Origin of the sequence: Helcococcus massiliensis, assembly GCF_900258485.1 — a bacterium.
GTDB classification, from domain to species: domain Bacteria; phylum Bacillota; class Clostridia; order Tissierellales; family Peptoniphilaceae; genus Helcococcus; species Helcococcus massiliensis.
In genome coordinates this window covers 225,361-249,631 of the sequence record NZ_OGVE01000002.1, presented here as the reverse complement: position 1 = coordinate 249,631, position 24,271 = coordinate 225,361, and the positions used below count along the sequence as shown (strand labels likewise).

Here is a 24,271-nt window from a genome sequence, read left to right as displayed (position 1 = left end):
TCTTTACATTATATATTATAGCATAAGCAATTTTTTTTGTCATTAAATGTAAGTGTTTACATAGGGGATATTAAGAATATTTAATTGTAAAAATACCAAGAAATAGACAAAAAAAAGGCCAAGATACAAATGAGTATCTTGGTCTTAAAATTTTAATTTTATCTCTTACCCTTGTCAAATGGCACACCTGCAGCAGATGGAGCTGCTGACTTCTTAGATGTAAATACTAATGCAAGTATTGTTATTATATAAGGCATTATTTGGTATACAACTTGAGGTATGTTTAGATTTGCTAGGAATGGAATACCTGTATAAGCAGCTGATATGGCTTTTAATAAACCGAAGAAGAAGGCTGCTAAGGCTATATAGCCTGGCTTCCATTGACCAAATATCAATACAGCTATAGCTAGGAATCCGTAACCGGCTACTGAAGCGTTAAATTCTGTTGATATTGGTATAATGTAAACTAATCCACCAAGTCCACCTAAGGCTCCGGAGATTAGAACACCTGACCATCTGATACCTTTAACAGATACACCGGCTGCATCAGTTGCTTGAGGGAATTCACCCGCTGATCTTAACCTTAGTCCGAATGCAGTCTTATAGATTACAAATGAAGCTATTATTAAGATAGCGAATCCTATATAAGTAGTAATATAAGCGTTTTGGAAAAGTATCGGTCCAATAAATGGAAGGTCACCTAATACTGGAACTTTATCTATTCTAAATGCACCTGTAAAAGCAATTTGTTGGATACCAACCATTGATCTTGCTATAAAAATCGAGAAGGCTGGAGCAAACATATTTAAGGCTGTACCAGAAATTGTTTGGTCAGCTAACATATTTACAGATGCAAAAGCATGTAGGGCTGAATATATAATACCAGCTACGATAGCTAGAATCATTGCTATAAATAAGTTGAATTGCGTATTTCCAGTTTCTCCTCCTGAAAAGTGTAGGTAAATGGTACCTGCAAAGGCGCCCATTATCATGATACCTTCAAGTCCAATGTTGATTACCCCAGATCTTTCTGAGAACATAGCTGCTAGGGCAACTATCAATAGGGGAATTGAGAAGTACATTGTTTGTTGTAATAAGAAATATAAAGCGTTCATTATTTATCTCCTCCTTCCACTAGTTCATCGGTATTATCGATATTTGGGGCAGTTGTATTTTCTATTGTTTCTGCGTTGATATTTGAACCTTCATCTTTATTTTTTTTACTTAATAATTGCCTAAATAATACAGACAAGGCTGATACATATAGTATAAATGAAATAACCATTGTGATTAATTCAGGTGCATAACCATATGTTTGAATTGCTTGGCCACCCATCTTTAGATAGGAAATAAGTGCTGTTGATAAGAATACACCAATAGGTTCATTTAATCCTAAGAGGGCGATTGCTATACCGTCAAATCCCTCAGCAGGTATAACTTCTTGTACAGTCAAGTGGTTACCAGCTCCTGATAAGTATAGGGAAGCTCCACCAAAACCAGCAAGGGCACCAGCAATTGCCATTGATAACACTATAGCTTTATTTTCGTTAACACCAGCATATTTAGCTGCATGTCTGTTTAATCCAACTCCCTTTAATTCATAACCAAAGGTAGTTTTCTTTAAGATAATATAGATAATAATAACTGCTATTACTCCTAGGATAAATCCACCACCAGAAATTGTTCCAGGGAAAATTTTATCTAAGCCCATCTTAGGTATATGCGTTTCAATCGACACTGTATTGTTGTGTAATTGGTTATATAGACCTAATCTTTTAATTAAATAGTTAACTAAATACATGGATGAATAGTTAAGCATGATAGATGTGATAACTTCGTTAACATTTCTATAAGCCTTTAAGGCACCTACTATGGCACCCATTAAAGCTCCACCTATACCAGCAACTAAGAAAGCAACTATCCATAAAACACTTGGACTTACACTTGCTTCTAATTTAGCTGATACTAGGATTGCTAAAAATCCACCAACTAGGAATTGACCAGAAGCACCAATGTTAAATAGTCCAGTTTGGTAACCGAAGGCTACTGATAAACCGGTAAATAACAGTGGAGTCATATGGTAAAGCAAGTCACCAAAACCAGTTAAACCACGTGTAAATGGTCCTTGGAAAAATTTAGGTATAGCATTTGCTGCTTGTCCTGGGTTAGTTGCAACTATTACTATAACACCAACAACTAAACCTATTAATACTGCTATTATTGAAGGGGCAGCGGCTCTAAATATACCGGCTCCTTTTTTATGTTTATTAGTCATTTACTTTAACCTCCATACGCTTTGCACCAGACATATAAAGACCTAGTTCTTGTTCTGTAGTTGTACTTGGGGTAACTTCAGCAACGATTTCACCCTCATACATAACTAAGATTCTATCGGAAATACCTAGCACTTCACTTAGTTCAAATGATACTAGTAAAACACCTTTTCCGTTATTTCTATCATCTATAAGTCTGCTATGGATATATTCTATAGCACCAACGTCTAAACCACGAGTTGGTTGTACAGCTATAAGTAGGTCATGAGGTCTTTCGATTTCTCTAGCTACTATAGCCTTTTGTTGGTTACCACCAGACATTGAACGAGTGATTGTATCTGGTCCCTTACCTGCTCTAACATCATATTGGTCAATCAATACTTTTGAATAATTTCTAACTTCATCAAACTTGATAAATCCACCATTTTGGAAGGATGGTTCGAAGTATTGTTGTAATACCATGTTTTTTTGTAGGTCATAATCTAAGATTAAACCATGTTTGTGTCTGTCTTCTGGTATATGGGATAAACCATGAGTGTTTCTAAATCTTATATTTTTCTTTGAAATATCTTCATTATTTAATTCGATTGTACCTGTGTAATTGTCGATAAGTCCTGAAAGTGATTCAACTAATTCTGATTGACCATTTCCGTCTATACCGGCTATACATACAATTTCTCCAGCTCTTACATCAAAGTTAAGACCCTTTAGTTCTTTTTGGCCAGCTAAAGTATGGTCGATTGTCAAGTCTCTTACTTTAAGAACTCTATCGCCTAATTTAGGAGTACCAAGTTCAAAATTTAAATCAACCTTACGTCCAACCATCATTTCTGACATTTCTTCAACTGAAACTGAAGAAACAGGAACTGTACCGATTAATCTACCTTTTCTAAGTACTGTAACGGTATCAGCTACTTCCTTTATTTCATTTAACTTGTGGGTGATAAATATGATTGATTTACCTTCAGCAACAAGTTTTTTCATTATTTGAAGTAACTCTGTGATTTCTTGTGGTGTTAAAACTGCGGTAGGTTCGTCAAATATTAAAATATCATTGTCCCTATAAAGCATCTTGATGATTTCAACTCTTTGTTGCATACCAACAGTTATATCTTCGATTAAAGCATCTGGATCTATGTTGAAATTATACCTGTCAGATATTTCCATAGCTCTCTTACGAGCTTCTTTCATTTGTAATACACCACCCTTGGTTGTTTCTGCACCTAGGACAATGTTTTCTAGAACTGTAAAATTTTGTACCAATTTAAAGTGTTGGTGCACCATGCCGATACCATATTTTGTAGCTTCATTTGGGTCGGTAATATCTACCTCTTTACCCTTAACACGGATTGTACCTGAATCAGGCTCATATAATCCGAACAAAATGGACATAAGTGTAGACTTACCAGCTCCATTTTCTCCTAATAAAGCTAAAATTTCCCCTTCATGTAGGTTGATTGTAACATCTTCGTTAGCTACAACCCCCGGGAAGGTTTTTGTGATATCGAGCATTTCAATAACTTTTTTAGTCATTTCATCCTCCGTGAATTATCTGTTGCACGTAAAAAAGTGCATTCTATACAAAATGAGTATACCACAAAAAATAGCTAAATATCTAACCAGAAATGCATTCTTTATAAAAAAAGGCCAACGCTTTCAAAGGATTTTTACTTGAACATAATCTAAGCCCTAAAATCAGCGACGATTTGAAATATGAAAACAATTTAAAAATTAAAAAATATTAACATTTGTATCTTGTCGTATAAATAGAGCTGATCTATATATAATGTAAAATATAGAAATTTATATGCTAAAATAAGTATAGAGGTAAAAATGGATTACATAGACTTATTAAAAAACATAGACAGTAACAAATTGAAAAATATAAATTTAATACATGTAGATGAACCATATTTTATGGACTTGGCAAACAAAGTCTTAATCAAGGATTTTTTAGGGGAAGATTTTATTGATTTCAATTATGAAAAAATTAATTTTTCTGATTTAGACGGAGATATATTTGATACTAGTGTTGAAACCCTACCTTTTATGTCTGATAAAAGACTTATAGTAATTGAAGATTTTGATATAAACAAAGATTCTTTAAAAAAGAATGAAACTATATTAGATTTTATAAGTGAAAAATTTGAAAAATTTAATTCCTCAACCTATATCTTATTTATATATAGGGGAGACAAGTTATTTAAAGGAAAATTTGTGAAAAATCTTATCAAACATGGTGATCTTTATACATTCACAAGGTTAGATAAAAATAAATTTACTTCGTTTGTTCAAAAATACTTTTTATCAAAAGGTGTAAAGTTAGATTTTAGGTCAACAAGTTTGATAGTTGATAGGCTTAGATATCTTGATAGGGATGCAAGTAAAAATTTATTTGAGGTTGAAAACGAATTAAACAAATTGGCTAATAATATTAAGTCAAGCCAGCCTTCTTATGATGAAATAGAAGAATCTATCATAGATAGCTTTGAAGAAAAAATCTTTGGTTTGCTTGATTATATGTCTGCTAAAGATCCGGTAAAAGCTTTATCAGCCTATAAAACCATGGATGGTGAAGACAAGGTCATGATATATTTCATGATCATTAGACAAATAAGAAATATGATTTGTGTAAAGGATTGTGAACAAAAAAGAATTAACATGCAAACAGGTCAGTCATATTGTGGACTTGGAAATTACGAATATGGAAAACTCCAAAGATTTGTAAGAAGATTTGAAATGGATGATTTATTAAAAATCCACCATCTTTGTTATGAAGGTGAAGAGATGAGAAAGGCCTCAAAAAGAACCATGGATGAGATAATCACTAGAATAATATTAGAATTTTGTATAGCCTAAGAACAAGCTCTCAAGTAGGAGCTTGTTTTTTGTTTCTATGTATGATTGATATGAATAAGAATAAAGGTAAATTTAATAAAAACTAGAAAAACACGAACAATTCATCTATAATATATTTAATATTCGTAAAAGAGGTAGATAAAATGAAAAGAAGCGTAAGAATAGTTGAAATAACAAGAACTTTATTAAATAATCCAAATAAGATAATTCCTCTCGGGGAATTTACCCAAAGATTTAATTGTGCGAAGTCTTCTATAAGTGAAGACATTGCTATCATAAAAGAAACCTTCGACTTAAACAAAACAGGTATAATTGAGACGGTTTCTGGGGTAAATGGAGGAGTTAGATATATAACAGATATTTCCAAAGAAGAGGAAAAAATATATTTAGAAGAGCTAATAAAAGAATTAAATGATCCAAATAGAATTCTTCCTGGGGGCTATTTTTATCTATCAGATATAATTACAAATCCTGTTTATTTGAAGAAAATAGGGCGAATAATAGCTAGCAGGCATAAATTTGATGAAATTGACTATGTTCTTACGATTGCTACAAAAGGCATAAGTCTAGCTCAAGCTATAGCCTATGAACTGGGGATTCCTATTGTGATTGCGAGAAAAGAATCTAAAATTACTGAGGGTTCAACTGTTTCGGTGAAATATAGGTCTCAGTCAAGTCCTAACCTAGTTAAAAATATGGAAGTTGGTAGAGATAGTATAAAATCTGGTTCTAAGGTGTTAATAGTAGATGATTTCTTTAGGGGTGGAGGCTCTATCAATGGACTGGCTTCACTTGTTGAAATATTTGAATCAGAAACTCTTGCAGCTTATGTCTTATGCGAATACAAGGACAAGGGACTTGTACAAAAAATACATACAAAATCACTAATCCAGATAGAATCGATGGACATTGATAGCGGAAAATTAGTCTTAAAAGCAGGTACAATTTAGTATTAAATTAAAATAATTAAATAAATCCAAGTGAAACACGAACTATTATAAAATATAATTGATTATAGTTCGTGTTTATTATATAATTTTTATTGATTAATGATATTACTTCAATATCATTAAAATTTATTTGGAGGGATTTATGGAAAAGTTTTTTAAACTAAAGGAGAATAATACTAATATCTCTAAGGAAATTATTGCTGGAATTACAACATTCTTTGCCATGTCATATATAATCATAGTTAATCCAACTATGTTGGCAGAGTCGGGTATGCCATGGGGTGCTGTATTCTTATCTACAATTATAGCGTCCGTAATCGGAACCCTAGTAATGGCCTTGGTTGCGAATGTTCCTTATGCCCAAGCTCCAGGAATGGGACTAAATGCATTCTTTGTATATACTGTATGTTTCCAATTAGGATTTACTTGGCAACAAGCCTTGTCAATGGTATTTATTTGTGGAATTATCAATATTTTAATTACAGTTACAAAAGTAAGGAAGGTGATTATAACAGCCATTCCTAAATATTTACAAAATGCAATTGGTGGTGGTATTGGTATTTTTATAGCCTATCTAGGATTTTTAAAAGTTGGACTTATAAATTTTGAATCAGGTGTGCCAGCCTTATCTACCATCAATAATTCAGGCTTATATGTATTTTTAATTGGATTATTTGTAACAGTTATATTGTATTTATTAAATGTGAAAGGAAGTATTTTTATAGGAATTATACTGACAGCTCTTATAGGAATACCTTTTGGAGTAACGACAACTGCAAATTCAATGGGATTTAGTGAAGCCTTATCACAATTACCACAAACCTTTGGGGTGATTTTTACAAGTGAAGGACTTTCTTCATTATTTACAGATCTAACAAAATTACCTTTAGTACTTATTACTATATTTGCATTTTCAATGTCTGATACATTTGATACTATTGGTACTTTTATAGGTACAGGTATAAGAACAGGAATATTCTCAGAAGAAGATACTAGAGCCTTAGAAAACAATCCAGGTTTCTCCTCGAAAATGGACAAGGCACTATTTGCCGATGCTACAGCTACATCAATAGGTGCTGTATTTGGTACATCAAATACAACTACCTATGTTGAGTCAGCAGCAGGAATAGGGGCAGGTGGAAGAACTGGCCTTACTTCAGTAGTAACTTCAATCTGCTTTGTATTGAGTGCATTTTTCGCAAAATATATTTCAGCTATTCCAAATCAAGCAACTGCACCAGCTTTGATTATAGTTGGATTCTTGATGATTGCTTCGTTTGCTGATATCAAATGGGATGATATTGATCAAGCAATACCAGCATTTTTTGCAGCTGTATTTATGGCCTTGTCATATAGTATTTCATATGGTGTAGCTACAGGTTTTATATTCCACTGTTTAGTACAAACAGTAAGAGGTAAGGCAAGAGAAACTCATCCAATTATCTGGATAGTTGCAGGATTATTTATATTAAACTTTGTCTTATTAGCTATTTTATAAAATATTAAATTTTAAAACATCTGTTGGGTATATTAACCAGCAGATGTTTTTTATTTGTATGGTTTTATTTCATGAAAAAACCCTCCTTCCAGATTCTGGATGGAGGGTTTAGATTTCTAGCTATATTTACTAAGCTTGAGCTTTGTTTAATTTGCTTGCTAATTTGCTTAAATCTCTTGAAGCTTTGTTTTCATGAATTACATTTTTAGATACAGCTTTCTTTAGCTTCTTATCTAAAGTTTTTAATAATTCTTGTGCATCTTCTAGTCTTTCTTCTTCAACAGCCTTATCAAATTTCTTTACTAATGTTTTTAATTCGCTTTTCTTTGATTTGTTTTCAGCTGTTTGTCTTTTAGTAACATCTATTCTTTTAATAGCTGACTTAATATTTGCCATTGCATACCTCCTATAAAATAGTCTTAAATAACATCATTAAGTATATCAGAAGACTTTTTAAAAAGCAAGAAAAAATAAAAGCTGTCTATAAAAATAATCTTAAAAATGTTATAATGAGTTTATTAATGAAAAAATAAGAAAATTACGAAAGATAGGACAAAAACATGAACAGAGATAGTGAAATACTTATTGAAGAAAGTTTAGAACAGATAAATAAAAAACCAAATCCTGTATGGGAATGGACTAAGTCGATTTTAATAGCGGTTGTAATAGCTCTTATAATTAGAGTTTTTCTATTTCAACCTACAAGGGTCCAAGGGGAATCTATGATTCATACTCTTGAAAATGATGATAGGATTATTCTTAATAAAATATCCATGAAGGTAAGTCCATTAAAAAGAGGTAATATAGTAGTTTTAAGATATGATAAGAATCAAGACTATGTTAAGAGGATTATCGGCTTGCCTGGTGAAAACATTCAAATCATAGATGGAAAGGTCTATATCAATGGCGAACTCTATGAAGAAGACTATATCACCGGAGATTATACAGATACCATTAATGGTTTTGAATGGAAATTAAATGAAGATGAATATTTTGTACTAGGAGACAATAGACAGCCTGGTGGATCCACTGATTCCAGAGTTTTTGGACCTGTACATGTGAATTCAATAAAAGGAACTGTTAGATTTAGATATTTTCCATTAAATAGTTTCGGAGTGTTAAAATAGTGGAAAGAAGTGTAGAAAGAAAGTTAAGGCATAGGAAGAATAGGCAAAAGCAAAAAAATAGAAATATGCTTAAGCTAATAATTTTTTTATTCCTACTAGCTATATTTATAGTAATGCTTATAAATTCCTTTTTATTTACAGTTGTGACTATTGACGGAGATTCTATGCAAAGGACTCTTTTTGATGGTGACAGGTTATTAGTGAAAAAGATTGGTATAAGTAAAGACAATATTAATGTAGATGATTTAATCTATTTTAGAGTTGGTGATAAAAAATATTACTTAAAAAGAGTTGTAGCTTTACCAGGAGATGTAGTTGAAATTGTAAATAGTAGACTTATTATAAATGGTATAGAAAAGACTGAAGATTATACAAGAGGTGATGCTACACAAGCCTACGATAAAAATAAGTGGATTTTGAAAGATGATGAGTTCTTTGCCTTAGGTGATAATAGATATAAAAATACATCTGTAGATTCAAGAGCTTTTGGACCGGTAAAAATTGAATCTATAGAAGGTAAGGTTATAAGAAAGTTAAAATGATAAGTATTTTTTGAAAGGTGATTATGGATATTAAAAAAGAAAATATAAGAAATTTTTCAATAATTGCCCATATAGACCATGGGAAATCAACCCTAGCTGATAGGTTGATTGAAGAAACTGGCTCTGTAACCCAAAGGGAGATGAGTGACAGGCTATTGGATAGTATGGATCTTGAAAAGGAAAGAGGAATTACAATTAAATTAAAGGCTGTAAAAATATTTTACGATGCCTTAGATGGTGAAAGATACATGCTAAATCTTATAGATACTCCAGGGCACGTTGACTTTAACTATGAGGTATCTAGGTCTTTAGCTGCTTGTGAGGGTGCCTTATTGATAGTAGATGCAAGTCAGGGTATTGAGGCTCAAACCCTTGCAAACACATATTTAGCTATGAATCAAAACTTGGAAATAGTACCAGTTATAAATAAGATTGACCTACCTTCAGCAAGAGTAGATGAAATTAGGATGGAAATCGAAGATGTATTAGCTTTAGAAGCTAGTGAAGCACCTGCTATTTCTGCTAAAGAAGGTATAAATATTAGAGATGTTTTAGAGGCTATAGTAAAAGAAATCCCTGCTCCTAAAGGTAGGGATGACAATCCTCTTCAGGCTCTAATCTTTGACTCCTACTACGACACATATAGAGGAGTTGTAATGTATGTAAGAGTAAAAGAAGGGAAAATATATCCTGGGCAAGAAATAAAGATGATGTCAACAGGTTCTAAGTTTGAAGTTACTGAAGTGGGTTATTCCATGAGAGGTGAATTTAAAACTGATGAAATAACCGCTGGTGATGTAGGCTATGTAGTTGCTTCAATCAAGGATATCAAGCAAGCAAGAGTTGGTGATACCATTACTTCTGTCGACAATCCTGCAGCAGAGCCACTACCAGGTTATCAAAAAGCCTTGCCAATGGTTTATTCAGGATTATACCCAGCAGAGGGTGAATCTTACAATGATATAAGGGATGCATTAGAAAAACTTAAGGTTAATGATGCTGCCTTAGAATTTGAACCGGAAACATCTGCAGCCCTAGGTTACGGTTTTAGAACTGGTTTCCTAGGTCTATTACACATGGAAATCATTCAAGAAAGATTAGATAGAGAATTTGGTTTAGATATTATAGCAACCGCTCCTTCAGTTATATATAGGATACATTTGAAGGATGGTAAGGTGATAGAGGTTCAAAACCCAACTGATTATCCAGACCAAACTCTGATAGACTACGTAGAAGAACCTTTAGTAAAAGCTTCTATCATGACTCCGGAAGCCTATATTGGTCAAGTTATGGAATTATGCCAAGAAAAAAGAGGGGTATTCGAAACTATGGAATACCTAGATAAAAACTTGGTTCAAATAAAATATATTCTTCCTCTAAACGAGGTGATATATGACTTCTTTGATGCTTTAAAATCAAAAACTAGGGGATATGCATCCTTAGATTACGACTTCTACAAGTATCAAAGGTCAGACCTTGTAAGGTTAGATATATTATTAAATGGAGAACCTGTAGACGCCTTATCATTAATAGTTCATGAAGATAAGGCCTATGAAAGAGGAAGAAAAATTTCAAGCAAGTTAAAAGAAGAAATACCAAAGCATATGTTCTCTATACCTATTCAAGCGGCTATTGGTGCTAAGATAATAGCTAGAGAAACAGTTTCTGCAAATAGAAAAGACGTTATTGCTAAATGTTATGGTGGTGATATTTCTAGAAAGAGAAAGCTTCTTGAAAAACAAAAAGAAGGTAAGAAACGTATGAGGTCTGTTGGTAGGGTTCAAGTGCCACAAGATGCATTCTTAGCTGTATTGAAATATGACGAAGGTGAATAATAGGAAGATTAGATGAAAAATATTGGTTTATACATTCATATACCATTCAGGATATATAAACACAACCATAGGGCTGTTTTATCCTATTTTAATAAAGATTTTTATATAAGAGATTATTTCAAGTACTTGAGAAAAGAGTTAGATTTAAGGATGAAAGATGACTACCTTATTGACTCTATCTACCTAGGAGGTGGTGACCCATCTTCTGTAAACACAGATTATATCACTGATTTACTGGACTATATTTATGAGAAATATAATGTAAGACCAGAATGTGAAAAGACTATAGAAGTAGATCCGCAAATACCAGAAATCAGAATACAACGATATGTTGAGCATGGTATAAATAGATTTTCTATAAAAGCCTTTACTTTTTTACAAAAAGGTCTGGATAATTTAGATTTGCTTCATAGTAAGGAAGATATCATTCATATTATTAAAGTGATTAGAAGATTTAAGATACAAAACATAAATATGGATATGTTTTTTGCTTATCCAGAAGAAACTTTTAAAGATATTGAAACTGATATTTCCTATATCAATAAGTTACAAGTACCGCATGTTTCTTTTTATTCGGCTAAGTCCGAAGAGGATATCATATTAACAGAAGATAATATGGAATCAAAAATAGAGGTGCCTGGTATAAATGTAGAAGAAAGTGCAGAGTTTATATCAAAGAAATTACTTGCTATAGGATATGAGCATTATGAATTAAACCATTATTGTAAAAAAGGATACCAGTCTTATCACAACAAAAAGTATTGGAACCTTGATGAATACCTAGGTATAGGTATGGGAGCAAGTGGATTTATTGATAATGTTTTGTATACAAACTCTTTTGAATTTGAAGATTATTTTAGAAAACTTAGATTAAATGAATTAGCCTATCAGGTAAAAGAGTTATTGACTGGCGAAGAAAAGTCTGTCTACTATATAATTAACAAGATGACTATGAATGAAGGTTTGGATTTAAAAGAATTCAAAAATAGGTTTGCTATAGATTTTAAAGAAAAATATAAGGATATAATAAAGAAATATTTGGAAGAAAATCTTATAGAAATATCGGGTGATATAATTAAATTTACAGACGAAGGCTTGTACTATTCCAACGAATTTTATACAAATATAATATAATTTTAGAGCGGTTAAATCTGATAAAGTATGATATTATCAGTGTTTAATCGCTTTTTATTTTAAAAATAAAAAAAAATAGCACTTAGACTTGACAAGTGCTAAAAGATACTCTATACTAGTATTAGCACTTGAGATAGAAGAGTGATAAAGGAGGATATATATGGATGAAAGAAAAATAAAAATATTAAATACAATTATAAAGTCATATATAGACTCTAAAGAGCCGGTCGGTTCTAGGGCTTTGTCAAAACTACCAGAAATTGGAGTTTCGGCAGCGACTATTAGAAACGAGATGGCCGACTTAGAAGAATTAGGTTATTTGGAAAAATTGCATACATCGTCAGGTCGTATACCTTCAAATGAAGCATACAGACAATATGTTGATGCGATTCTTACAAATAAAATACCTATAAAACATAGACCAGTAAGTATTTATAATATGTCTGCTATGAGTCAATCAGAAGCTTTAGATACTATTATAGGAAATGCTATCAAGATGTTAGCTAATATAAGTGGATATACAGCTTTGGCTCTTTTACCGGAGATGAAAGATGTATATTTGAAATATATCAATATAGTATATTTGAGTCCTAGAGAATTAGTGATTATTTACATATATAATTCTAAGGAAGTTATTTCAGATAGTATTAGATTAAAGCAACCGATTGACAGACATACTTTAGACTTAGTAAATAGTCTGTTAAATTCAAGTCTTATAAATAAAAAGAGAAGCGAAATTTTGGAAGAATTACATTCTACAACTTATGAAGTCTTAAGAAGACAACATACAGTTTTAGATGAAATCATTCCAGTTATAGAAAAAACTACAAGCTTCCATTCTGAAGATAAGGTTTTATATGAAGGTCTTGATAATATTTATAGCTATAACAAGGATAGTGTAGAAAATAATTTAGATTTAATAAATTATCTAAAAACAGACAATTCCTTGATGGAAATATTATCAGCAAATATGGATTCAGATCTTCAAGTTTACATAGGTGAAGAGATAGGTATAGAAGAATTCAAAGAATTTTCTATAATTACCATGACTTTTTCAAATAGTAAAGGAGTCAGAGGTAAAATTGGTGTCTTGGGACCTAATAGTATGACTTATGATAAGGTCTTAGCAGATTTAACCCTAATAAATAGGTATATAAACGGACATATAGAAAGAAGGTAGCTATGGCGAAAAAGGAAAAAGAGAATTTAGAAGAAGAATTACAGGAAAATAAAGAGACAGAAAATCTAGAAAATGAAGAGATAAAAGAAGAGGCTGAAGAAAAAGAAGAGACTAAAGAACAAGATGAAGTTATTTCAGAATTAGATAAGGTTAAAGATTCATACATTAGATTACAAGCTGATTTTGAAAACTTTAGAAGAAGAACGGAAAAAGAAAAATCTGATATATATAAGTTCGCTTCTGAAAAACTAGTAGGAAAACTTTTATCAGTATTAGACAATTTGGATAGGGCCTTGGCTGAATCGAAAGAAGATGATTCATTTGCACAAGGTGTAGGCTTGGTAAGAAAAGAGTTTTTAGAAATCTTACAAGCTGAAGGTCTAGAAGAAATAGAATCAGATGGAGCTGTATTTGATGCAAATTTACATCATGCAGTATTAATGGAAAAATCTGATCAAGTAGAATCCGGATCGATAATAGAAACCTTCCAAAAAGGTTATAAATTGAATGACAAAGTAATTAGACCAGTAATGGTTAAGGTAAGCGAATGACCCATTGAGTCGAGCCGATAGGTGAAGACGAAATGCAGGTCGAGCTTATGCAAAAAAGGTCCAGCGAAATGAGTGCGAAGCAAGAAATTGAGCTGTCGACCTTGGACTGTAAAGCGAATGACCCATTGAGTCGAGCCGATAGGTGAAGACGAAATGCAGGTCGAGCTTATGCAAAAAAGGTCCAGCGAAATGAGTGCGAAGCAAGAAATTGAGCTGTCGACCTTGGACTGTAAAGCGAATGACCCATTGAGTCGAGCCGATAGGTGAAGACGAAATGGAAGCGAATAAATTTAATATAGTAAATAAAAAATAGGAATAATAAAGGAGAAAAGATTATGGGTAAAATTATAGGAATTGACTTAGGTACAACAAACTCAGCAGTAGCAGTTATGGAAGGTGGTAAAGCAACTATCATTCCTAATGCAGAAGGTAACAGAACAACACCTTCAGTAGTAGCATTTACAAAGGAAGGTGAAAGATTAGTTGGTGAAACAGCAAAAAGACAAGCTGTTATGAATCCTGAAAGAACGATTGAATCTATCAAGAGAGAAATGGGTTCAGACTACAAGGTAGAAATTGATGGTAAAACATATTCACCAGAAGAAATTTCAGCAATGATCTTACAAAAATTAAAAGCTGATACAGAAGCTTATCTAGGTGAAACAGTAACAGAAGCTGTTATTACAGTACCAGCTTACTTCACAAACGAACAAAGACAAGCAACAAAAGACGCTGGTAGAATAGCTGGTTTAGATGTAAAAAGAATAGTTAACGAACCTACAGCAGCTGCTTTATCATATGGTATGGAAAAGGCAGACCACGATATGACAATCATGGTATATGACTTAGGTGGTGGTACCTTTGACGTATCTATCCTAGAAGTAGCAGATGGTGTTATCGATGTTTTAGCAACAAGAGGTAACAATAAACTTGGTGGTGACGACTTTGACCAAGCTTTAATGAAATATATAAATGAAGAATTTAAGAAAGAAAATAGTGTTGACTTATTAGCTGACCCAACATCAGCACAAAGGTTAAAAGATGCTGCAGAAAAAGCTAAGAAAGAACTTTCAACAACATCTACAGCACAAATAAATCTACCATTTATTACAGCTGTTAATGGTCAACCAGCACACTTAAATATGGATATTTCAAGATCAAAATTTGAAGAATTAATTTCATCCTTAGTTGAAGAATCATTAGACCCAGTAAGAGATGCTCTAAAAGATGCTGGAATTGAAGCTTCAGAATTAGACAAGGTGCTTTTAGTTGGTGGTTCAACAAGAGTTCCAGCTGTACAAGAAGCTGTTAAAAAACTTACAGGAAAGACACCACAAAAGGATATCAACCCTGACGAATCAGTTGCCTTGGGTGCAGCAATTCAAGGTGCTATCTTAGCTGGTGATGTAAATGATTTATTACTATTGGACGTAACACCTCTATCATTAGGTATCGAAACAATGGGTAATATCACAACAGTATTAATTGAAAGAAATACAACAATACCTACAAAGAAATCACAAATCTTTACAACTGCAGCAGACAACCAAACATCTGTAGATATCAAAGTATTGCAAGGTGAAAGACAAATGTCTTATGACAATACAGTAATAGGAAACTTCCAATTAACTGATATACCTGCAGCAAGAAGAGGTGAACCACAAATCGAAGTAACCTTTGATATTGATGCTAACGGTATTGTAAATGTTTCAGCAAAAGACCTAGGTACAGGTAAGGAACAAAAGATTACAATCACAGCTTCTGCAAACTTATCAGAAGAAGAAATCGAAAAGAGAGTAAAAGAAGCTGAAGCTCACGCTGATGAAGATAAGAAGAAAAAAGATTTAGTAGAAACAAAGAACCAAGGTGAATCAATCTCATACCAAGTAGAAAAAACATTGAAAGACCTTGAAGATAAGATTTCTGCTGAAGAAAAAGAAGCAATTGAAAAGAAAAACCAAGAATTGAAAGATGTTTTAAACTCAGACAATGTTGATGAAATTAAGACAAAGATACAAGAATTAACAGAAGAATTAAACAAAATGAGTGAAAAACTATATGCAAATGTTGGAAACAACGCACAAGAAAATAAAGAAGACGACACAGTAGAAGCAGACTACGAAGTTGTTGATGATGATAATGATAGCGAAAAATAATCCCTTAGGATTATTTTGAGCGGTAGACACGGCGACTGCTCGAAAGAGCAGAGCCGATGTCTAATCTTATACAGGGAGTTGAAAAAATGCGACGAGAAGGAGCATTTTGAGACGAGTCGTATAATGAGAAAAATCCAAAAAGTATTTTATAGAAAGCGGTAGACACGTCGACTGCTCGAAGGAGCAGTGCCGATATCTAATCTTATAGATGTAGCGTTTATAAAATAAATATGCTATGTTATAATAATAAAGTTGACAAAAGGAGAGTAGGCTCTCCTTTTGTTAGTTATAAAGGTAGATAGAGTTAATTAGAAAAGTTTTAAAATATTAGAGAAAGAATATAAAGGTGGCTAAATGAGAAATCCTTATGAAGTATTAGGTATTGAAAGAGATGCTAGTGCGAGAGAAATCAAATCAGCCTATAGAAAATTAGCAAAGAAATACCATCCAGATTTAAATGGTGGAGATAAAGAAGCTGAAGAAAAGTTAAAAGAGATAAATACAGCATTTTCTATACTTGGTGATGAAGAAAATAGAGCTAAATATGATAGGTATGGAGAAGCTGCCTTTGATCCAAATTCAGGATTTGGTGGATTTTCTTCTTCAGGTTTTGGCGATATATTTTCAGACCTATTTTCAGACTTGTTTGGTGGAGGAGGAGCTTCATATAGGGCTCAAGATCCAAACGCTCCAAGAAAAGGTGAAGATATCCAGATTACAAGTAAGATAACATTCAAGGAAGCTGTATATGGAGTTGAAAAAGAAATCCAATATAGGAAACAAGAGACCTGTGATAAATGTCACGGCAGTGGAGCTAAGGAAGGTAGTGAAAAGAAAACCTGTCATAGTTGTCATGGATCAGGCCAAGTTAGACAAACCCAATCAACACCATTCGGACAATTTTCTTCAGTTACCACTTGTCCAACATGTAATGGATCAGGTGTAGAAATTGAAGAAAAATGCGATAAGTGTCATGGAGATGGTAGAGTATTAAAAAATTCTAAAATCAAGATTAAAATACCAGCAGGTATAGCCAATGGAGATATCATACCTGTAAGAGGTCAAGGAAATGCTGGAGAAAATGGTGGACCAGCAGGAGACTTATACATCGTAGTTGCTGTTGAAGACCATGAACATTTCAAGAGATATGGAAGTGACATATATTATGAACTACCAATATCATTTGTGACAGCAACCCTTGGAAATACCATTAAAGTGCCTACCCTAAGAGGAACGGTGGATTTTGACATACCAGCAGGTACTCAAAATGATACTAGGTTCAAAATCAGTGGAGAGGGTATGGATAATCCAAGAAAAAGTGGTGATAGAGGTGATATTTACTTTGATGTAAAAGTTGTAGTTCCTAAAAAAGTTAATGACGAACAAAAAGAATTGCTTAAGGACTTTGCTAAAGCTGGAGGAGACCAGGTAAAACCTGAAAAGTCATTCTTCGAAAAAGTAAAAGATTTTTTTAATTAGAATTAAGAGGGGTAACCCTCTTTTTTTATACATTTTTATTGACTTTAATCAATAGTTCCATTATAATAAAACAAATAGTTAAATAAACGCTAAACTATAAGTTGAATTAGTAAACTACAGGTAGAACTAAGCTAAGCCATGAGTTGAATTAGGAGCAAATCATGAATATAATCAATGAAATTCAATATATAAACGAATCTTTATTATTAGCCATATTTATTTTTTCTTCAGAAAGTAAAGTTTTGGATGATATAGATTTTGATAAATTGAATATTACACAAAAAGAATATTATTCTAAATATAAAAAATTACACCAATACTATAAAAATATTGTGGATAGGGCCTATCCCTTGAAGGAGAAGTATAGCCATATAAAAGATTTGCTTAAAGTGAGACAAGGCAAAACTTCAATATATTCCACCCTTATATATTCAAAGAGAAAAGAATCTATAAGCGACTATACCTATGAAGAATTTAGAGATATGGTTAAAAAAGTTATATTGGAAAATGCTGAGAATAGACTAGAAGAAACTGAAAAAGACTTATCTGAAATAGACCTAATAGACAAGATAGATTATTTAGATGGAAGTCAGAAATTTGCCCTAGTTAAACTTTTTGACCAAGCTAGGACTGACATGGCAAACCTATATAATTTGCTGAAAGATTTAGAAGTTATCATAAAAGAAGAAATTCAAGAAATTACAGGTATTATAAATGAACAATTAGGTAAAATAGACATAGATTTCTTGAGAAAATATAAAAATTTCCAAAGCTTTGAGGAGGGAAAAATGTTCAGTAAATTTGATACTCTCAATGTTTTTCCTTTAATTAATAACTTCCATGATATTGGAATTTCAGCTGAGTTGGATGATGACGGTCAATTCCATGCCTACATAATTTTAGGATTTTCCTGGATTATTCTGCAAGATTACAAATATGATTTTGAAAATAAATACAATGACATGCAAGAAACTTTATCAGTCATAGCAGAGGCTAATAGGTTTAAGATTATCCATCTACTAGCTAAAAAAACTATGTTTGGCCAGGAAATAGCGGACGAGTTAAACTTATCTAAAGGAAGCGTCAGTCAGCATTTGAGCCAATTACAAGAGAAAAATATAGTGGGTTTTTCTATAGATGGTAGAAAAATCTACTACGACCTAAACAAAACAACTATAAAAGAAATAGTAAAATATTTTAATGATTTATTAGGAGTTAAAGATGAATAGTGATTTCAAAGATAGGAAAGCATTCTATTTCAAAGAGTTATTTCCAAAACTTTTTAGGAAGGATACTTGGTATAAGACAATTGTAAATATGATAGTGGCAGTCATTCATCCTTTAATGTCGGTCTTGATTTTAAAATATATTTTAGAGCTAATAAAAAATGGCAAGATGGATGTCTATCAATTGCTAACAGTGGCTGGAATATACACTTTGGTATTTATAATATCAAAGTCCTTAAACTTATACCTTGAAGGTAAGATTCAATACATTTTTATGCTAGATAGAAATAATATAATGATTGAAATGGTTGACAAAGTCATGACCATGGACTTTGAATATTTTGAAGATTCAGAATTTGAACTTAAGGTAAACCAAGCCTTTATGGGAGTTGGAGGGGACAATAGGGGTTATCAAAATATTTTAATGAGGACCTTTAGACTTTTTCCAAATCTACTATTGATAATAATCTTTTCAGTTTTCTTATTAAGAGAATCATACATAGTTTTTTTTGTAAGCATGGTATCCATGCTAATAAATCTGTTTTTAGCTACAAAAACAGCTGAATATGCTAATAAGGTTAGACCTGCTATCCAAGATGAGTCTAGGAAGTATGAAAAATACAAGGAAGTTGTAGAAGATTTTAAATATGGTAAAGATATTAGAATATTTTCCTTAAAAAATAGGCTGCTGGCTAATATCAAAAACTTTATGAATAGGATGCTTGATAAGCAACACAAGGTTGACGAATATAGGTTTAATATTTCATTTTTAGAAAATTTATCAATTTATCTAGGACAATTTGTAGCCTTGCTTGTCTTTACTTATATGGCGGTAAATGGGCAAATGACTATAGCGACTTTGATAGCTTCTTTGACCATTCTTACTATTTTGTCAAATATAATCCAAGCTGTAAACCAGGATGTCACAAATGTATACGAAAATATCCAGTATGTAATTTTAACCTATGATTTTCTCGATTCTAATTTAATAAAGAGTAGGGATGGCATAGATCATAAATTCCAAGGACCTATATCCATCAAATTTGATAGGGTTTCATTTAAATATCCGGGATCTGATAAATATGTATTTAAGGACTTATCTTTTGAAATAGATGCTGATAAAAATGTGGCCCTAGTTGGAGTAAATGGAGCAGGTAAAACTACTATAGTTAAACTTTTAGTTGGTTTATACAAGCCTACAGAAGGAACTATTTACTTAGATGGTGTAAATGCGGATGATTTGAGTATGCAAGCAAGATTTAGAATATTTTCCGTTGTCTTCCAAGAAACAGAACCTTTAGCTCTTACAGTTGCTGAAAATATAGCAGGTGTAGAAGATGGAATAAATAGGGAAAGAGTCAAAGAAACTTTAGAAAAAGTGGGTCTTTGGGATAAGATATCATCATTAGAAAATGGTATAGATCAAAATGTCTTGAAAGTTATATATGAAGATGGGGTCATTTTATCAGGTGGAGAAAATCAAAAACTAATGATAGCTAGAGCTTTGTATAAAAAGGATACATCGGTAATGATTATGGATGAACCAACATCGGCCCTAGATGCCCTGGCGGAAGAGAAGATATATAAAGAATTTGATTCATATATGGGAAATAAGACCGGTATATTTATATCACATAGGCTGGCTTCAACAAGATTTTGTGATGAAATTCTATTCTTGGATGGGGGTGAAATTTCAGCCAAGGGTAGCCACCAATACTTAATGGAAAATTCTAATGAATATAGAGAAATGTTTGAAACTCAAGGTAAATACTATAAGGAGGTTGAAAATGAAAGCTTATAAAACTATATCAAGGCTAATAAAAGAAGCTTGGAAGATTGATAAGACTTACTTTGTCTTATTGGCCATATTAGTTATATTTGAAAGTTTAATCTCCATAGCAAGTATGTATTTACCAGCAAGCGTAATAGCTTACTTAGAAAAAGGAGAATCCTTTAAGTCTATTTTATATCTTATACTTGCCTTTGTAGGAGGAATTTATTTATTAAAACAAATAAGTGAATTTATAAAACTTAAATACCAAAAAAGAGCCAATTTTCAAAGTGAAATGTTGGCTGTTAAATTGTCTGAAAAAACTATGGACCTATCTTATGATAATCTAGAAGATCCAAAAGTTTTAGACTTTATACAAAGGGCTAAGATGCCAATAAGTTGGGGATATATCGAATTAACTTTAGAGGAAATTAAAGATCTTTTAGTAGCTTTAACTACCATATTTGGATTTTTAGTGATTTTATTTACTCATAGTATCGTATACACTATTACAATATTGATTATTTTAACACTTTCAACTATAACAACCATACATATGCAAAAAAAGCATGATAGTTTGATGCAAGAAAATGTTCCTTTGAATAGGAAGTACGGATATTTTTTAGACGAGGCTGTTGGTCCTACTAGTCAGAAAGAGTATAGGATATATGGAATAAGTAAAATATGGATTTCCAAAATGCTTGGATATAGGGACTTTGTATTTAAATGGGTTGGAGACTTGATCGGTATTGCAACTAGTTTAGAAGTTTTCAGAACTATCTTTGCCAGCTTAATTACCTTTATAGCTATAGCCTATAATGGGACAAGATTAATAAGCGATATATGGGGTCCGGTAATAAGCATAGCTACTTTTACCCTAGTTTTTAATTCAACAGATAAATTAGTAAATCTTATCCAAGCTGTATCAAAATCAATCTCTGGGCTTAATACTGCCAATGCCCACTTAAGTCCATGGAAAGACTATATCGACTTAAAAGAATTTGAAAATACAGGAAATAAAAAAGCGGACAAGCTCGAAAGTCTTGAATTTAAAAATGTTTACTTCTCCTATCCAAATACATATAGGTTGATATTAGAAGATGTATCATTCAAGATAGAAAAAGGAGAAAAAATATCAATTGTAGGATTAAACAATGCTGGTAAGTCTACCATAGTAAAATTAATATCTAGATTTTACGAGCCAAACAAGGGTCAGATTTTATGGAATGGTGTTGATATAAGAGAATACGATATAAATTCTTATATAGACCAAATTTCAGCTGTCTTCCAAGACTTTACCCTTATGCCTTATACAATATTTGAAAATATAATGCCTGGATCTGATGATAGGAAAGAAGCCGAAGAGTCCTTGAAAGATGTAAATATGTATGAATATATCGAAAGTTTACCTAAGAAAATGGACGCTTATCTTGATAAATCTTTAGAAAAAGATGCTACACATTTTTCGGGCGGACAAGCTCAAAAACTTGCTATAGCCAGGGCTATAAACAAGGGAGGATCACTCATGATAATGGATGAGCCTACAGCTGCTCTAGATCCTATAGCAGAATCTGAAATATTTGAAAAGTTTGCAGAACTAACAAAAAATAAAACTTCTATATTTATATCCCATAGGATGTCATCATCAACTTTTTCTGATAAGGTCCTATTGATAGATGGGGGTAAGGTTGCTGCCTATGACCACCATAGTAAGTTGATGAAGGGGCATAACTTATATAGGGAACTATTTGAAACTCAAGCAAAAAATTATATATAAAAAACTCTCCCTTTTTTATAGGGAGAGTCTTTTTTATCCTTAGGGGGATATGTCAATTAAAGTTTTTTACATAGTTATTTATTTATAAAGTTCTTTAGTTTTTCTAAATCACCATCGTATTTATAAGTTTCAAAATCTAATTCTTTTGCTATAGTTAAGCTTTCTTCACATGTATCTATTAGTAAGCAATCTTCTGCCTTTAACTTATTTTGCTTTAAAAAGTCAAGGTAAGATATATAAGTTGGTTTTATAAAACCTCTCACATATGATATATAAACCCCATCGAATAAATCTATTAAATCTTGGTTGGACTTTTCGATGTTAACAAATTGGTCAGAAAAGTTTGCGAATAAGTATAAGTTAAAAGATTCTTCTTTTAATTTTTCTAAGTATCTTTCCATTTTACCGTTTATATCGAAAAACTTGTACCAATTAGCCAAGATTTCCTTTATTGCTTTATGGTACTTAGGGTTTACTCTTTTTATTGCCTTGTTATAAACTCTTTCGGTAGTTTTTCCTTCATAGAGCTCATTCCATATTTTTTTAGAATTGAACAAGTCTTTAATGTAGTCAGCATCTTCGGTGGAATCTGTGTAATTATAAAAAACTTCATCTTGGTCGAATGAGGCGATTACATTTGCAAAGTCAAATATCAAATTTTTCATCCTTCACCACCTTTACATTATTCTGCCTATATTATAACAAAAAGAAAACATTTTCACAACTTATATTTATTTTTCGTTAATTTTATAATAAAAACAATAATTTTATTAAAGTTTTTGGAGAATTATAGCTTTATTATAAATATTTTTGCTAATAAATTTATATCTCATCATTAAAAATGCTATAATATCAGTAATTGAATGGAGGAATTATGTCAAACACAATAAAGTATATAAAAGAGTTAACAAGTATAGCCTCACCTACAGGTTATACAAAAGATATTATTAATTATGTAGACCAATTAGTTAAAGATTGGGGTTATGAAAGTAAAATCACAAACAAGGGTGGTTTGATGGTAACTGTAAAAGGTAAGGATGACGAAAAACACAGAGTCCTTACAGCTCACTTAGATACCCTGGGAGCTATTGTAAGATCTATAAAGGCTGATGGAAGATTGAAAATTGACTTAATAGGTGGCTTTGCCTATAGCTCAATAGAGGGTGAAAATTGTATGGTTCATGTAAATAAAAATCAAGCAAAAATTTCGGGTACTATCCTAATGCACCAAAGTACTGTTCATGTATATGATAATGTAAATAGTGCAGAAAGAAACCAGGCTAATATCGAAGTAAGACTTGATGTGGAAAGTAAGTCTGCAGAGGATACAAAGAAATTAGGTATAGAAGTTGGTGACTTTATCTCCTTTGATCCAAGGACTATAGTTACCGATACTGGATTTATAAAGAGTAGACACCTAGATGACAAGGTTTCAGCAGCCATTCTATTGAACCAGTTAAAGACTATCAAGGAAGAAAATTTAGAATTGCCTTATACAAGTCATTTTTATTTCTCAAATAATGAGGAAATAGGCTATGGGGCAAACTCATCTATTCCGAAAAAGACGGTAGAATATATAGCTGTGGATATGGGTGCCATGGGGGATGACCAAACAACTGATGAATATTCAGTATCAATTTGTGTTAAAGATTCTTCAGGTCCCTACAATTTTGATTTAAAAAACCATCTAGTTTCCCTTTGCGAAGAAAAGAAAATTGATTATAGGCTAGATATTTATCCAAGATATGGGTCTGATGCTTCAGCTGCAATGATGGCGGGCCTTGATATAAAACATGCCTTATTTGGTGCTGGTATAGAATCAAGCCATTCTTATGAAAGAACCCATAAAAAATCTGTAGAGGCTACAGAAGCCTTGGTAAATGCTTATCTATTTAGTGAAATGGCATAGGAGT

At 32.2% G+C, this 24,271-nt stretch carries 20 protein-coding genes; 15 read left to right on the top strand and 5 right to left on the bottom strand.

All coding sequences use genetic code 11. The features are described from left to right. Positions 1-158 precede the first annotated feature (158 nt). The 3 genes from C4Q29_RS02795 to C4Q29_RS02785 are packed head-to-tail and all read right to left on the bottom strand — an operon-like array spanning position 159 to position 3,806. Positions 159-1,115 carry an ABC transporter permease gene (locus tag C4Q29_RS02795; protein ID WP_103981313.1) on the bottom strand — a complete coding sequence of 319 codons (957 nt, stop codon included), beginning with the start codon at positions 1,113-1,115 and terminating at the stop codon, positions 159-161. Beyond that, positions 1,115-2,275: an ABC transporter permease gene (locus C4Q29_RS02790; RefSeq protein WP_103981312.1), complete on the bottom strand. Its 1,161-nt coding sequence runs from the start codon at positions 2,273-2,275 to the stop codon at positions 1,115-1,117. Before C4Q29_RS02790 ends, C4Q29_RS02795 begins: the two co-directional genes overlap by 1 nt. Beyond that, positions 2,268-3,806, bottom strand: coding sequence for an ABC transporter ATP-binding protein (locus C4Q29_RS02785; RefSeq protein ID WP_103981311.1), 1,539 nt, complete (start codon positions 3,804-3,806; stop codon positions 2,268-2,270). The genes C4Q29_RS02790 and C4Q29_RS02785 overlap by 8 nt, the downstream gene beginning before the upstream one ends. 300 nt (positions 3,807-4,106) lie before the next feature. Between C4Q29_RS02785 and holA the strand changes: the two genes are divergently transcribed. From holA to C4Q29_RS02770, 3 genes are all read left to right on the top strand, one after another. After that, positions 4,107-5,132: a DNA polymerase III subunit delta gene (gene holA, locus C4Q29_RS02780; RefSeq protein ID WP_103981310.1), complete on the top strand. Its 1,026-nt coding sequence runs from the start codon at positions 4,107-4,109 to the stop codon at positions 5,130-5,132. A 143-nt stretch (positions 5,133-5,275) separates the two neighbouring features. Then, on the top strand, positions 5,276-6,082 hold the full coding sequence (gene purR, locus C4Q29_RS02775; protein WP_103981309.1) for a pur operon repressor: 807 nt from the start codon (positions 5,276-5,278) through the stop codon (positions 6,080-6,082). Positions 6,083-6,224: 142 nt separating this feature from the next. Beyond that, positions 6,225-7,580 carry an NCS2 family permease gene (locus C4Q29_RS02770; protein ID WP_103981308.1) on the top strand — a complete coding sequence of 452 codons (1,356 nt, stop codon included), beginning with the start codon at positions 6,225-6,227 and terminating at the stop codon, positions 7,578-7,580. Positions 7,581-7,709: 129 nt separating this feature from the next. On the opposite strand, the gene rpsT is transcribed toward C4Q29_RS02770, so the two are convergent. After that, a complete protein-coding gene (gene rpsT / locus C4Q29_RS02765) occupies positions 7,710-7,976 on the bottom strand; it encodes a 30S ribosomal protein S20 (RefSeq protein ID WP_103981307.1) in 267 nt (88 codons plus the stop codon). 164 nt (positions 7,977-8,140) lie between these two features. On the opposite strand from rpsT, the gene lepB (C4Q29_RS02760) reads away from it, so the two are divergent. The 11 genes from lepB (C4Q29_RS02760) to C4Q29_RS02710 all read left to right on the top strand — a co-directional run bounded on the left by lepB (C4Q29_RS02760) (position 8,141) and on the right by C4Q29_RS02710 (position 22,358). After that, positions 8,141-8,707: a signal peptidase I gene (gene lepB, locus C4Q29_RS02760; RefSeq protein WP_103981306.1), complete on the top strand. Its 567-nt coding sequence runs from the start codon at positions 8,141-8,143 to the stop codon at positions 8,705-8,707. Further along, a complete protein-coding gene (gene lepB / locus C4Q29_RS02755; RefSeq protein WP_103981305.1) occupies positions 8,707-9,249 on the top strand; it encodes a signal peptidase I in 543 nt (180 codons plus the stop codon). Before lepB (C4Q29_RS02760) ends, lepB (C4Q29_RS02755) begins: the two co-directional genes overlap by 1 nt. A gap of 23 nt (positions 9,250-9,272) precedes the next feature. Further along, positions 9,273-11,084, top strand: a complete 1,812-nt coding sequence (gene lepA, locus C4Q29_RS02750) for a translation elongation factor 4 (RefSeq protein ID WP_103981304.1) — start codon at positions 9,273-9,275, stop codon at positions 11,082-11,084. Between the two features lie 12 nt (positions 11,085-11,096). Continuing rightward, positions 11,097-12,218, top strand: coding sequence for a coproporphyrinogen-III oxidase family protein (locus C4Q29_RS02745; protein ID WP_103981303.1), 1,122 nt, complete (start codon positions 11,097-11,099; stop codon positions 12,216-12,218). Between the two features lie 160 nt (positions 12,219-12,378). Beyond that, positions 12,379-13,398 (top strand): heat-inducible transcriptional repressor HrcA, encoded by a 1,020-nt coding sequence (gene hrcA / locus C4Q29_RS02740; RefSeq protein ID WP_103981302.1) that lies wholly within the window; start codon positions 12,379-12,381, stop codon positions 13,396-13,398. Between the two features lie 2 nt (positions 13,399-13,400). Further along, complete coding sequence (gene grpE, locus C4Q29_RS02735) at positions 13,401-13,949, top strand: nucleotide exchange factor GrpE (RefSeq protein ID WP_103981301.1); 549 nt, start codon at positions 13,401-13,403, stop codon at positions 13,947-13,949. A gap of 335 nt (positions 13,950-14,284) precedes the next feature. Further along, the gene (dnaK, locus tag C4Q29_RS02730; RefSeq protein WP_103981300.1) at positions 14,285-16,105 is read left to right on the top strand and encodes a molecular chaperone DnaK; all 1,821 of its coding nucleotides are present in this window, start codon (positions 14,285-14,287) and stop codon (positions 16,103-16,105) included. A 354-nt stretch (positions 16,106-16,459) separates the two neighbouring features. Next, entirely contained in the window at positions 16,460-17,584 is a 1,125-nt protein-coding gene (gene dnaJ / locus C4Q29_RS02725; protein WP_103981299.1) for a molecular chaperone DnaJ, read from the top strand. Positions 17,585-17,745: 161 nt separating this feature from the next. After that, a complete protein-coding gene (locus C4Q29_RS02720) occupies positions 17,746-18,813 on the top strand; it encodes an ArsR/SmtB family transcription factor (RefSeq protein WP_103981298.1) in 1,068 nt (355 codons plus the stop codon). Continuing rightward, positions 18,806-20,611 (top strand): ABC transporter ATP-binding protein, encoded by a 1,806-nt coding sequence (locus tag C4Q29_RS02715; protein ID WP_103981297.1) that lies wholly within the window; start codon positions 18,806-18,808, stop codon positions 20,609-20,611. The genes C4Q29_RS02720 and C4Q29_RS02715 overlap by 8 nt, the downstream gene beginning before the upstream one ends. Further along, positions 20,598-22,358 (top strand): ABC transporter ATP-binding protein, encoded by a 1,761-nt coding sequence (locus C4Q29_RS02710; protein WP_159459192.1) that lies wholly within the window; start codon positions 20,598-20,600, stop codon positions 22,356-22,358. Before C4Q29_RS02715 ends, C4Q29_RS02710 begins: the two co-directional genes overlap by 14 nt. A 74-nt stretch (positions 22,359-22,432) precedes the next feature. Here C4Q29_RS02710 and C4Q29_RS02705 read toward each other — a convergent pair whose 3' ends face one another. Further along, positions 22,433-23,023, bottom strand: coding sequence for an HAD hydrolase-like protein (locus C4Q29_RS02705; RefSeq protein ID WP_103981295.1), 591 nt, complete (start codon positions 23,021-23,023; stop codon positions 22,433-22,435). A 209-nt stretch (positions 23,024-23,232) separates the two neighbouring features. Between C4Q29_RS02705 and C4Q29_RS02700 the strand changes: the two genes are divergently transcribed. Then, positions 23,233-24,267 (top strand): M42 family metallopeptidase, encoded by a 1,035-nt coding sequence (locus C4Q29_RS02700; protein ID WP_103981294.1) that lies wholly within the window; start codon positions 23,233-23,235, stop codon positions 24,265-24,267. The last annotated feature ends 4 nt before the right edge of the window (positions 24,268-24,271 follow it).